Here is a 12,265-nt window from a genome sequence, read left to right on the forward strand (position 1 = left end):
AAAGCCGGTGTAAAAACTGATTTAATAGCTACCTCAACCGGATTAAAGAAGGAAGAGGTTGAAAAACTTAAATAAATTATTATACATGTATTTATTATCATTTATATTAGGAGGATTAAATGCATTACTCCGTCAATTACGTTTATCAATTAGCTCTATAGAGTTTTATAAAGACGTATATAAAAACTATCAAGGGTACGGAATAAGATATGTCTTTACCTTATCTTTTATCCCATCAATAATTTATTGTATTTTTATATTAAATTACATAATAACTTTAAAAGATTATTTTAACGGAATACAATCATCAAAAGTTACAGCCAACATTGAATATATTATCAATCAATTACCGGAAATTAAATATAATAATTCAAACATTTCAGTTGAAGAAGTAGAGCCTATATATTTATATAGCAAGAATAACCATAAAATAGTCGTCATTGATACCAAAAATCAAGTTTCTAACGAAGAAAAAAGCAAAATACCGTTTGTACTTGAAGAGAATAAGCTGAAGATAAATTTAATTGTAGGCAATACTAAGAAAAATTTCCCCAGTACTGTTAACTATTCTGAGATATTTAAACAAAATGAAGTAATTTTAACGCCTGAAATAATAAAAAAATATTTTGCCGATAATTTATTATATGCACCAAATTTATTTATTTATTTCGGCATGCCGGCTATTATATTATTTTGGTTTGTAACATTCTTATTAGAGAGAAGTATTATAGTTTTGTTAGTATATAGCTTAGCTAATTTACTTACTACTAAAACTTCAATACAAACTTCTATAAGGCTAGTAATGTTTTCAAGCGGAGTCCCGATAATATTACAACCGATTATTATTATATTAATACCGGAATTAAGCATATTATTACAGCTACTACAAATGTTTACAACTTGTTTAGTATTTGTCGCTATTTGGCAAATTAACAAGAATCTATCGCACTATATATAAGAAAAATCAGTTATCATATAATATGTGATTTTAAATCCTCAATTTACTAAAAAAACAGCCTATTATTAAAAAAATAAAAGTTTGCATTGTTAAAATAAAACCTAAAGTTATTTATAAATTTAGGTAATTTAAATGGGTCAGGAAAAAAGAAAGTAAGGTTTGCAGAAGAGCCGCAAGTTAAGGAATTTGCACACGATAAAGAAGCAACAGAAGTAGACCTTATAAAAGGAAGAGTAATTAATATTTATGATAAAGGCGGCTACTTAAAGCCGGATCAATTGGTAATTCATGAACGAGAAGCTATTGGAGTAAAAAATGTTGAAGTAAAGAGAAATCTAAATTTCTTTCAACAAATTTTCGCTGCAGTAGGTCTTATAAAGGACACAAAAACAATCAAAGAAGAATTTACTTATACTACCGGCGATATACAAGGAATATTAAAGGATCACGGTCAATTTATTAATAATTCTGAAGAAATTAGAAAATTTGTTGATAAAAATAGAGATATTCAAATTGCAGATATTGACGGTATCGGTATTGGTAATTTAAATTATCAGGGTAAAATACAAATTAATTCAAAGTTTGGACTAAGTAATGAAAAAATTATTCTTTATAAGGATGGTCAATTAGTTGCTATTGAAAGAAAAAGTCCACTTATAAATCAAGAAGGAGAGCCTTTATACAAAGATAACTGAGTCCAAAAAGATAATAAAGTTTATCTAGTTGGAGATGCCGAACGAAATATTGATACACCTTTTAGAGATCCACAAACTAGAGCTAGAGATAATTGGAATAGATTAATAAAGAAATTTAAGCATGCTTTAATACCGGAACATGAGTTAGGCAAATTAAACGATGCTATAGTAGATTCTGTAAGAGTTAAAGTAGTTCATCCAAATCCAAAACTTGCAGAACATCATCTTCAAGAAATAGCTCAAGGTAAACAAATATGGGATGGGCATGAATTTGAAATATTACGTATGGGACCAGAGGAAAAAAATCACCAATTATTCTATGATACCTTCTCTCAAAGATGACTTGATGCTAACGGTAAAGTAGCTTCTACTATCGGTAAAGAAAGTAAAAGCATGAATAATGTTCAAGCATTTGTAATGGGAGAGGATGGAACAATTTATATGGGTACTCATAAAAATCAATATTTGCCAAATACTAAAAATCTTGTTCACGGTTCATTTTTAAGTGGAAAGCCTGCGGAAGCAGCAGGAGTTATAGGTATAAATGATAGGGGAAAATTTATTACCTTCGTAATAATAGCGGTCATTATCAACCTGAAGCTTTAGATATGTACCGCGTGCTGTAAAAAAAAATACAAGAAACTATGCCCGGTGCTTTAGATAAAAATTGTCAAATCGATATTCAAGGGTATCCACGAATACTTGTTACTGATTTTGTAAAAAATATGGAAACCAAATTAGGTTTCGGAAAAAATGCTAAAACTCATTATGAAAAACTAAGAGAGGAAAGAATAGAGAAAATTAAAAATTATCAAGCTAATTTAAAAAATATTGCTGCTTCTTCAAAACCTAAAACTAGAAATAGAACAACAAACAGAGGGCGTGGATAATAAAATAATTAACTATTTATAATTAAATGTCATACTCCGGCATTGTTGCGTGGATTGGTAAAACCCACTATGTCACCTAGTTCGCTTGACCACTGGGACCATAAAAATAATTTAAAGTACTAATATTTAAGTTGGGTCCCACTACAAGCTTGCGGGATGATGACAAAACAATTTTGGATTCCCGCTTCTAGCTAGGAATGACATCGAAGGTGTTTTTTGCACCATGCAATAATGTCCTTAGGTAACGTTGGATTAATCACTTATTTATAATATTCTCTCCTTCTTTTCTACTTCTGCTAGTTTCTACACAATTAAATTTTAGTTTATATTAACAAGCTAATTTTTTGTTAAATAATATAATTATATACTTGACTAAATTACTTGGGTATTGTAGATATAAAACAATTTTAAGTTTTAATAGGTTGGTTATATGATGCTGACGACGAAAGGAAGATATGCCGTAATGGCAATACTTGAAATGGCTTCAAAATCAAGTGCCGAACCGGTCACTTTGAATGAAATGTCCGTAAAACAAAATATATCGCTTAACTATTTAGAGCAGATATTTTCTAAACTTAAAAAAGCTGATCTAGTTAAGGCTATTAGAGGATCGAAAGGTGGGTATATTTTAATAGGTAACCTAGAAGAAATAAAAATTTCCGATATTATGGACGCCGTTAACGAAAATTTTATAATGACTACCTGCTATAAGAAGTCAGTTAAAGCTTGCGTGCCTGATACAATAAAATGTAATTCGCATCAATTATGGCAAGGTCTTAGTAAGCATATTAGAGATTATTTTGAAAATATCTCAATTAAAGATGCTTTAAACTCAAATTTAAATATATGATATATTTAGACCATAATGCTACTACTTTTATCGACCCTAGAGTTAAGGAATTCATAATAAGTTTAATGGACAAGGAGCTTAACCCTTCATCAGCACATAGCTCAGGTAGATTTGCTAAGCATCTCATAGAAACGGCACGCGCACAAATGGCGGCGGCTCTTGGTATAACCTTATCATCTAGAGAATATGATATTACTTTTACTTCATCAGGGACTGAAGGTAATAACTTAATAATGAAAAATTTTTATGACGGCGATATTTTTATTTCAGCTATTGAACATTTATCGATCTATAACCATATAAACTATGCTCCAAATATTAAAGTTATAAGAGTTAATACGCAAGGGCTAGTTGATTCAGAACATTTAGAAGAGTTGTTAGCTCAAAGTAATACTAGTAAAAAACTAGTTTCCGTAATAATGGCTAATAATGAAAGCGGAGTTTTACAAGATATAGCTGAGATAGGTAAAATAACTAAAAAATATGAGGCAAAATTTCATAGCGATTTAGTGCAAGGTTTTGGCAGAATACCAATAAATATCAAAGCATTAGGATTAGATTTTGCTACAATTTCAGGGCATAAAATAGGAGGGGGGCAGGGTGGTGCTGCTTTAATTTCTAGCTCTAATTTTCAAGTGACTCCAATGATTATAGGAGGAGGGCAGGAAAAATCAGTACGCTCAGGCACTGAAAATGTTTTAGCAATTGCAGGATTTGGTTTAGCTTCTGCATTGAGGACAGACAATATCTCAGAAAATTATATAAAAATCAAAAAGTTACAAGAAAATTTAGAGAAAAAATTAAAAAAATATCCTAATGTAAATATTGTTAGTAATAACGTAGCTAGGTTGCCTAATACTACCTTAATTACTATACCAAATACGGATGCACAAGCGAAATTAATCGGGTTTGATTTACATAATATTTGCATCAGTTCCGGTTCTGCTTGTTCATCGGGCAAAATATCTAAATCGCATGTATTAACCAATATGGGTGTAGGGGCAGAAGAAGCAAAATCTTCGATTAGGATATCTTTAAGCCATACTAATACGGTAAGTGATATAGAGGCTTTTATAGAGGCTTTTGAGGAGATTTACGATGTCATTCCTAGCTAAAAGCGACGTTATTGCACGGCTCCGTTTATGTAAATTCCCGCTTCCGCGGGGGGATGACATCGATGACTGTTAAACTATACCAAAACATGAATTAATTTAACCATATGAACCCACAATTAAACAATTTAACCTTACCGATATATATGGATTATCAGGCGACGACCCCAATAGATCCAAGAGTAATGGAGGCCATGTTGCCTTATTTTACTACCAAGTTCGGCAATCCTCATTCACGCAGCCATTCTTTCGGTTGGGAGGCAGAAAACGCCGTTGAAGAGGCAAGGAGTATGGTAGCAAAGTTAATAGGAGCGGATACTAAAGAAATTATTTTCACTTCCGGTGCAACTGAGTCTAACAACCTTGCAATAAAGGGAATAGCAAAATTTTACAGCAATAAAAAGAATCATATTATTACCGTAGTCAGTGAACATAAATGCGTACTTGATGCTTGCAGGCATTTAGAGCCAGAAGGTATAAAAATCACATACTTACCGATTAAGCCAAATGGAATAATCGATTTAGAAACTCTAAAGAATGCCATTACCGATCAGACTATGTTAGTTTCAGTTATGGTGGTTAATAATGAAATAGGTGTTGTTCAGCCTTTAAAGGAAATCGGGAAAATTTGCCGTGAAAAGGGTGTTTTTTTTCATTCCGATATTGCTCAAGGTTTTGGTAAAATTCCAATTGATGTTAACGAGTTTAATATTGATCTTGCAAGTATCTCAGGGCATAAAATTTACGGTCCGAAAGGAATAGGGGCATTATATGTAAGGAAAAAACCTCGTGTGCGTGTTACACCGCTCATAAACGGTGGTGGGCAGGAGAGAGGTATGCGTTCAGGTACGCTACCGACTCCTTTAATCGTAGGGCTTGGCATGGCTGCTGAAATAGCGTATAGTGAGATGGAAAAAGATACTAAGCACGTAAATTACTTATTCGACAGATTTTTAAATAATATACATAAGCGAATTTCAGAAGTTTATTTAAACGGCGATAAAAATCAAAGATATAAAGGTAATTTAAATTTAAGCTTTGCTGGAGTTGAAGGAGAATCAATTATCCTTGCCATTAAAGATTTAGCGGTTTCCTCCGGTTCTGCTTGTACTTCTGCCTCTTTAGAGCCGTCATATGTTTTACGTTCTATGGGAATCGGTGAAGAGCTTGCCCATGCTGCAATTAGGTTCGGCATAGGTAGGTTTACTACCGAACAGGAAGTTGACTACGCAGTAAATTTAATATGCTCAAAAATCGATAAACTAAGGGAATTAAGCCCTCTTTGGGAAATGATGCAAGAGGGCATTGATTTGAAAAAGATTAAATGGGCTGTACATTGAGAATATTGAGATTGCTTCGTCAAAACTTGCAGTTTTTCCTCGCAATGATGGCTCAGGTATTCACGCAAGTATAACATACAAAACCAAATTTTAGAGAATAACAATGGCTTATAGCAAAAAAGTGATAGATCATTATGAAAATCCTCGTAATGTTGGATCGCTTGATAAAGAAAATAAAAATGTTGGTACAGGACTAGTTGGAGCTCCTGCTTGCGGTGACGTTATGAAGCTACAAATCGCAGTTGATGATGACGGGATTATTACAGATGCTAAATTTAAAACATTCGGCTGCGGTTCAGCTATTGCTTCAAGTTCTTTAGTAACGGAGTGGGTTAAAGGAAGATCGGTAGAAGATGCCGAGATTATTAAAAATACCGAAATAGCAAAAGAATTGTCACTTCCACCGGTAAAATTACATTGCTCACTACTTGCTGAAGATGCAATAAAAGCAGCTATAGCCGATTACAAACAGAAAAAAGAAAGCAAAAAAGACTCTTAAAACATGAAAAATGTTATTTCATTAACCGATTCTGCTGCAAAGCAAGTAAAATTGCTAATAGAAAAACGCACCAAGCATACCTTTGGTATTAGGGTAGGGGTTAAGTCAGGCGGTTGTGCCGGTCAGACTTATTATGTGGAATATGCCGATAGTAAAAATCAATTCGATGAAGTAGTTGAAGAAAAGGGCGTACGGATACTAATCGACCCAAAGGCATTAATGTATATTCTAGGTTCTGAAATGGACTATGTAGAGACTAAATTCAAATCCCAATTCACTTTCACCAATCCCAACGAAAAAGCTAATTGCGGCTGCGGCAAATCTTTTAGCGTGTAACACTTTAAAATCAATAAAGGTTTTAAAATGTGTTTAACTGGGTTTATAATAAAATATTCTCGTATCTTTCACCTAATATTGAAAGCTTACGAAAAGAACTAGAGGAAAGAATTGATTTCTTTTTTCCGCTTAATACAGAGAAAAGGAAAGAAGGGCTGAAATTAGGCTTATGAGAGATGCTGATATCGAAAATGATAAAAAGTCTATTCTAGAAGCAATAGTAAAATCACTGCAAGATATTAAACCAAATGATCATTACATTCTTCTTGATCCAGTATTGTAAACAGATCCATCTTTTCTTCTGATGCGGCACTGTGGATGTTTTTAATCTTATCCAAATTTCACCAAGAACGGTTTATATTATTTAATAAAATGAGCATGGAATCAAAATAATTCAAGGTAATAAAGTACATGACCGTGATAATATAGAGGGGATAAAGATTGAGCAAGAGTATGGTTATAATATTAAAGTTGATGGTTTAGAATCTGCTGAATATGTTTTAAATGTCAGTAATATTAAAAGTTTGGATTCTGATAAAAAAATTGCCGTTGTTGGAGGAAATCTTAAATTTAATAATCAAGGCGTCCCTTTCTCTATTATTGCAGAGAAGGTAGAAAATATAGTTTTTGATTTAAGAGTAGCCTCTACTTTTCAAGAAATATTCGCAAAAATGTTTTCATACTTTTGTTTTGCTATGAAAATATATGATTTGAAAAATAGTCATATTGTAGGAGGAAAAGATACTAGTGGGCATTATGAATATGTTAATAATACAAACACAACCGAACATTTAGACAAGTTTCAGGATAATGAAATTGTATTCTATGAAAACCCTGATGGTAATTGTTTTTTAGGTAATCAGCCGGATATATTAGGTCAATTGATGGATGCATGATCCCACTTGATTAATTACCCACTATGTATTATTCTATAAGCTATGATATAAAAAGTAATTTGTATGACTCAAGCATGTATATTAAACCGGATACGAAAGGAAGAATCACACTTGGTAAATTAGCTAAAAAAGTCAGACGTTATTGTTAATAGTAAAAAAGGACAAATTATTTTAGAATCCTATACGGAAATACCTTTAAAGAAAGTTGGCTATTTAATCACAAAAAGGCTTTAACGCAATTAAATAACGGTATTAAAGATTCCGCTAAAGGGTCAGTTAAATTTATAGAAGATTTCAGTAAATATTTAGATGATGACTTTTAAAATTCTTTTTACTATTCAAGCTAGTAAAGATTTGAAAGAACTCGAAAATAGAAAAACGTTTAAAAGCAGTAAAAAAACACTGGTATATCTACAGGCAAACCCTCGTCATCCTAGTTTAAATACCCATAAATATAAATCTGTTAAAGGACATAACGGAGCAGAAATATTTGAAGCTTATGCTGAAAATATTACTCCTGCTGCTTATAGAATTTTTTGGTATTATGGACCAAACAAATATAATATCACTATTCTAGCAATTACAATACATCCATAAAAAGTCAATTGCAGTTGACTATTACACCAATAGCTTTATTTTAAGAAAAACCATGCAAATCACCGGACAATGAAATCCCCCAGCTTACTGCGATATGATTAGGATCGCGTATATTATTACATTGAACTAAATTAATTTAGTAAAATTTTTGATAAAGTATCTCCTGATTTCACTGTATAAACTTTAGCGGTGCGATTTTGGCATATTAACTCCTAAGATTATTTTTGATAGCTTAAAAAAGTTATCAATCTTTTGTTTAGAAATCAAGAGTAAAATAATTATAGTAGTTTTAACTATTGCTAAAAAGCATTATTTCAGCTATTTTAAAGCTATTTTAAATTAGATTTAATATGTCACATGTCACAAAAATTAGGTTTCTGGGCGGTTTTTGCCTTAGTAACCGGCAGTCAAATCGGTACTAGCGTTTTTATATTGCCGTTAAGTTTAGCACCGTTCGGTATATACAGCATTTGGGGCTGGGTACTTTCATTATGCGGTGCTATGAGTATAGCTCTTGTATTTTCTACCCTTTGTGCAAAATTTCCTAAAACAGGAGGTCCGCACGTTTATGTACGGGAAAATTTCGGGGATAAAATAGCTTTTTTCACCGGTTGGACTTACTGGGTTATATCCTTTGTCAGTACAAGTATAGTAGTCATTTCGGCAATAGGTTATCTAACGCCTTTTTTTAAATCACAAGCGATTTTAGACTTAATATTACAGATCATATTATTAGGTGCTATTATGGTTTTAAATTTAAAAGGTCCTGAAGTAGCAGGAAAAGCAGAGTTTTATTTAACTCTCTTAAAATTTGTTCCATTGCTTGTAGTAGGTTTATGTGCTTTATCACATTTTAATATAGATAATATAACTATTGCCGAGGAAGTAGAGAATTTAAGCATTCCAAGCATTATGGGAAGAGTCGCACTTCTTACTTTTTGGGGATTTATCGGCGTAGAATGTGCAACTACCACGGCAGGTGCGGTAAAAGATCCGGCAAAAACCATTCCACGAGCCATAATAGTTGGCACTTTTTGCGTAGCAGTGTTATATATTATTAATAGCATAGGTATAATGGGATTAATCCCTGCTTCTGAACTTATTAGTGCTAAAGCTCCTTATGCCGATGCCGCTTCGTTATTATTCGGAGGTAAATGGTCAAGCGTAATGACGGTTATAGCCTCGATTATATGTATAGGTACGCTCAATGCTTGGGTGCTAACTAGCGGACAGATAGCTCTTGGGCTTGCAGAAGACGGTTTATTACCGAAATTTTTTGCTAAGAAAAATAGCAATAACGCTCCAACTCACGGAATCATTGTAAGCTGCCTTGGCATTGTGCCATTATTAGTCTTTACGGCAAATGATAATTTTGCCAAACAGATTACACAAATAATAGATTTCTCGGCAATAACATTCTTATTCGTCTATTTAATTTGTAGCTTAGCTTTCTTAAAGGTGATTTTTAGCTCAAAAGAAAATTTTTCTTATTATTATTTACTTATAGCTATAATATCGATTATCTTTTGTGCATGGGTTATCTATGAAACACCTGTTAAAACTCTGATTATAGCTAGTTCTTTTACTATCTTTGGTATTCCTTTGTATTATGGATGGTATAAATGTCATTCCCGTTTATGAGCGTTGCCTAGCTGGATGCCTGAGCCGTCATTGCAAGCGACTGCAAGGAGCGTGGCAGTCCAGAAAAAATAATAAAAAAATTCTGTAAATCAGAATTTTTTAACTGGATTGCTTAGTCAATTACTTAAGTAATTTCCTCGCAATGACGGCTCAGTCTCCAAGCGGGCAAGAGCACAACATAAGAGATGTAAACATGACAAAAATCCGCATTAATCTGCTTAGAAATTTATTCACAGAATATGATATAGACGGTTATATAATTCCGTCTAACGATAAATATATGAGTGAATATGTTCCAAGCTACGCAAAGAGACTTGAATATATAACAGGTTTTACTGGTTCAAACGGTATAGCTATTATATATAAAGATACAGCATTATTCTTTACCGATGGACGTTATTTAGAGCAAGCAAATAAAGAGCTGGATTTAGAGCTTTTTAAGCTTTTTGACTTAAAAGATATATCTAAGTTTGGTAAAGATGCAAAAATAGGATACGATTCTGAATTATTTACTTATCCCATTATATCAAATTTAAAGTTCAATTTTCAGAAGATTAATGGAAATTTAGTTGATAAGATTTGGCAAAATCAGCCGCTAGAGCCAAACTCTAAAGTTTATTTGCATGATATTAAGTTTGCGGGCGTTAGTCATACTGATAAAATAAGTAAATGTCGTGAAATTTTTTTGGATTCCCGCTTTTGCGGGAATGACATAGAGGAAAGCGGGAATGACACCGAGCAATCTGCCTTAGTCATTCTCGATAGCTCCTCCATATGTTGGTTACTAAATTTGCGGGCTAGTGATGTTGCTTATACGCCTTTAATGTTTGCAAAAGTTATACTCACTTCTACACAATTATATTTGTTTATAAATCCTACAAGAATCGATGCCGAAATTATTAATGCTCGTCCTGAAATAACAATTTTACCAGAAGAAGAATTTGAAAATATTTTAAGAGATAGCGAGAATAAACATCTTTCCAAACCAGCTTATAGAGAGGAACTTAAAGGAGATACGAAACGCAGCACCGCAGCGTACACAAGCGTAAGTGAGGATGCGAGTATCGGATCGATGTCTAAATTACCTCTAGAAGCGCAGTTTGGGAAGATGTCTAATATTTTTATTGATGATACTATAGCATCTGTTCATATAATGGACTTAGTAGCTGATAAAAAAGTACAAAAAATTACCGATCCATGCTTAATGCTTAAAGCTTGTAAGAACGATGTAGAAATTAAGCATGCAATCGATTTGCATATTAAAGATGCAGTAGCTTTATGTGAATTTTTTGCTGATTTTTCTCAATGTCATCCCCGTTTTCACGGGGATCCAGAAAAACATAATATGGATTCCCGCCTTCGCGGGAATGATATAGGAAATAACGAATTGACCGAGTATTCCCTCGGTTTAAAGCTTACAGAGCAACGAGCTCAACAAGAGGGATATGTTTCGGATAGTTTTCCTGCTATTTGCGGATTTCAGGAAAATAGCGCTATTATTCATTATAGAGCTGACCAAAAAACTGCTAAAAAAATTGAAGGGCAAGGGATATTACTGATAGATTCCGGCGGTCAGTATCAAGGTGCTACTACCGATATAACTAGAACAATAGTAATAGGTACGCCGACAGATGAGCAGAAAAAGCGTTATACGCAAGTACTTAAAGGACATATTGCTTTAGCTAAAGCCAAATTCCCAAAAAATATCATCGCAGGAGCTAATCTTGATATACTTGCTCGGCAATATTTATGGCAAGAAATGCTAGATTATCCACACGGTACAGGGCATGGGGTAGGGAGCTTCTTAAGTGTTCACGAAGGACCGCAAAGCATAAATCTTCGTAATAAAACAATACTTAAAGCAGGTATGATCTTATCTAATGAACCGGGTTTTTATATTCCTGGAAAATATGGTATTAGAATTGAGAATTTGATGTATGTAAAAGAAAATAATGGATGGCTTGAGTTTGAGACCTTAAGCCTAGTGCCTTATGCTAGTAAATTGACTGATATGAAACTACTTAATATTGATGAAATAAACTATATCAAGGAATATTATAACAAAATTAGAGCTAAAATTTATGATTTATTATCCACGCAAGCGAGGAATTGGCTGAATAATGAAATAAATTTATTTTTACAATCATTATTGTAATTGACGTTTCCGCTATTTATTGGTATAAAGTCTATTCTATACATTATTGGGACGTCGCCAAGTGGTAAGGCAACGGTTTTTGGTATCGTCATCCGGAGGTTCGAATCCTCCCGTCCCAGCCATGCGTCAATAGTTGATAAGAATTAAGTAATTGTTCTATAATCTATATTATGGAAAATAAAAGTTAATTTAGTGATGGTGCATTCGATTGGATTTGAACCAACGACCTTTGCCTTCGGAGGGCAACGCTCTATCCAGCTGAGCTACGAATGCAAATGTTGTCATTGCGAGTGAAC

At 33.2% G+C, this 12,265-nt stretch carries 13 protein-coding genes and 2 tRNA genes; 14 read left to right on the forward strand and 1 reads right to left on the reverse strand.

Translation table 11 applies throughout. From position 1 onward, the window contains the following. Positions 1-85: 85 nt before the first annotated feature. The 14 genes from A3305_RS07705 (at position 86) to A3305_RS07785 (ending at position 12,091) form a co-directional block, all read left to right on the forward strand. Positions 86-958 carry a DUF1189 family protein gene (locus tag A3305_RS07705; RefSeq protein ID WP_041860517.1) on the forward strand — a complete coding sequence of 291 codons (873 nt, stop codon included), beginning with the start codon at positions 86-88 and terminating at the stop codon, positions 956-958. Between the two features lie 278 nt (positions 959-1,236). Further along, positions 1,237-1,653, forward strand: a complete 417-nt coding sequence (locus A3305_RS07710; RefSeq protein WP_014392424.1) for a hypothetical protein — start codon at positions 1,237-1,239, stop codon at positions 1,651-1,653. Positions 1,654-2,046: 393 nt separating this feature from the next. After that, entirely contained in the window at positions 2,047-2,259 is a 213-nt protein-coding gene (locus A3305_RS07715; RefSeq protein WP_226983924.1) for a hypothetical protein, read from the forward strand. A 38-nt stretch (positions 2,260-2,297) separates the two neighbouring features. Beyond that, on the forward strand, positions 2,298-2,543 hold the full coding sequence (locus A3305_RS07720) for a hypothetical protein (protein ID WP_041860518.1): 246 nt from the start codon (positions 2,298-2,300) through the stop codon (positions 2,541-2,543). 430 nt (positions 2,544-2,973) lie between these two features. Next, complete coding sequence (locus A3305_RS07725) at positions 2,974-3,393, forward strand: Fe-S cluster assembly transcription factor (RefSeq protein ID WP_014392425.1); 420 nt, start codon at positions 2,974-2,976, stop codon at positions 3,391-3,393. Next, positions 3,390-4,508 (forward strand): cysteine desulfurase family protein, encoded by a 1,119-nt coding sequence (locus A3305_RS07730; RefSeq protein WP_014392426.1) that lies wholly within the window; start codon positions 3,390-3,392, stop codon positions 4,506-4,508. Before A3305_RS07725 ends, A3305_RS07730 begins: the two co-directional genes overlap by 4 nt. Before the next feature lie 104 nt (positions 4,509-4,612). Continuing rightward, the gene (locus A3305_RS07735) at positions 4,613-5,845 is read left to right on the forward strand and encodes an IscS subfamily cysteine desulfurase (protein WP_014392427.1); all 1,233 of its coding nucleotides are present in this window, start codon (positions 4,613-4,615) and stop codon (positions 5,843-5,845) included. Between the two features lie 103 nt (positions 5,846-5,948). Continuing rightward, positions 5,949-6,344 (forward strand): Fe-S cluster assembly scaffold IscU, encoded by a 396-nt coding sequence (gene iscU, locus A3305_RS07740; RefSeq protein ID WP_014392428.1) that lies wholly within the window; start codon positions 5,949-5,951, stop codon positions 6,342-6,344. Positions 6,345-6,347: 3 nt separating this feature from the next. Next, positions 6,348-6,680: an iron-sulfur cluster assembly accessory protein gene (locus A3305_RS07745; protein ID WP_014392429.1), complete on the forward strand. Its 333-nt coding sequence runs from the start codon at positions 6,348-6,350 to the stop codon at positions 6,678-6,680. A gap of 524 nt (positions 6,681-7,204) precedes the next feature. Next, a complete protein-coding gene (locus tag A3305_RS07755; protein ID WP_014392432.1) occupies positions 7,205-7,576 on the forward strand; it encodes a hypothetical protein in 372 nt (123 codons plus the stop codon). 309 nt (positions 7,577-7,885) lie between these two features. Further along, positions 7,886-8,173 (forward strand): hypothetical protein, encoded by a 288-nt coding sequence (locus A3305_RS07765; protein WP_226983925.1) that lies wholly within the window; start codon positions 7,886-7,888, stop codon positions 8,171-8,173. A 357-nt stretch (positions 8,174-8,530) separates the two neighbouring features. Then, positions 8,531-9,814, forward strand: a complete 1,284-nt coding sequence (locus tag A3305_RS07775; protein WP_014392434.1) for an APC family permease — start codon at positions 8,531-8,533, stop codon at positions 9,812-9,814. A 142-nt stretch (positions 9,815-9,956) separates the two neighbouring features. Next, positions 9,957-11,969 carry an aminopeptidase P family protein gene (locus tag A3305_RS07780; RefSeq protein ID WP_081120942.1) on the forward strand — a complete coding sequence of 671 codons (2,013 nt, stop codon included), beginning with the start codon at positions 9,957-9,959 and terminating at the stop codon, positions 11,967-11,969. Positions 11,970-12,016: 47 nt separating this feature from the next. Beyond that, a tRNA-Gln gene (locus A3305_RS07785) sits at positions 12,017-12,091 on the forward strand. A 74-nt stretch (positions 12,092-12,165) separates the two neighbouring features. Here the strand turns inward: A3305_RS07785 and A3305_RS07790 are convergent. After that, positions 12,166-12,242: transfer RNA gene (locus A3305_RS07790), tRNA-Arg, on the reverse strand. Positions 12,243-12,265 lie beyond the last annotated feature (23 nt).

It is taken from the genome of Rickettsia amblyommatis (assembly GCF_002078335.1).
GTDB classification, from domain to species: Bacteria; Pseudomonadota; Alphaproteobacteria; order Rickettsiales; family Rickettsiaceae; genus Rickettsia; species Rickettsia rickettsii.

Excerpts from the sequence above, each read along its gene's own strand:
- A3305_RS07780 (WP_081120942.1), top strand. The coding sequence starts at position 9,957 with ATGACGGCTCAGTCTCCAAGCGGGCAAGAGCACAACATAAGAGATGTA.
- A3305_RS07735 (WP_014392427.1), top strand. The coding sequence starts at position 4,613 with ATGAACCCACAATTAAACAATTTAACCTTACCGATATATATGGATTAT.
- A3305_RS07705 (WP_041860517.1), top strand. The coding sequence starts at position 86 with ATGTATTTATTATCATTTATATTAGGAGGATTAAATGCATTACTCCGT.
- iscU (WP_014392428.1), top strand. The coding sequence starts at position 5,949 with ATGGCTTATAGCAAAAAAGTGATAGATCATTATGAAAATCCTCGTAAT.
- A3305_RS07775 (WP_014392434.1), top strand. The coding sequence starts at position 8,531 with ATGTCACAAAAATTAGGTTTCTGGGCGGTTTTTGCCTTAGTAACCGGC.
- A3305_RS07730 (WP_014392426.1), top strand. The coding sequence starts at position 3,390 with ATGATATATTTAGACCATAATGCTACTACTTTTATCGACCCTAGAGTT.
- A3305_RS07720 (WP_041860518.1), top strand. The coding sequence starts at position 2,298 with ATGCCCGGTGCTTTAGATAAAAATTGTCAAATCGATATTCAAGGGTAT.
- A3305_RS07725 (WP_014392425.1), top strand. The coding sequence starts at position 2,974 with ATGATGCTGACGACGAAAGGAAGATATGCCGTAATGGCAATACTTGAA.
- A3305_RS07765 (WP_226983925.1), top strand. The coding sequence starts at position 7,886 with ATGATGACTTTTAAAATTCTTTTTACTATTCAAGCTAGTAAAGATTTG.
- A3305_RS07715 (WP_226983924.1), top strand. The coding sequence starts at position 2,047 with ATGAATAATGTTCAAGCATTTGTAATGGGAGAGGATGGAACAATTTAT.
- A3305_RS07745 (WP_014392429.1), top strand. The coding sequence starts at position 6,348 with ATGAAAAATGTTATTTCATTAACCGATTCTGCTGCAAAGCAAGTAAAA.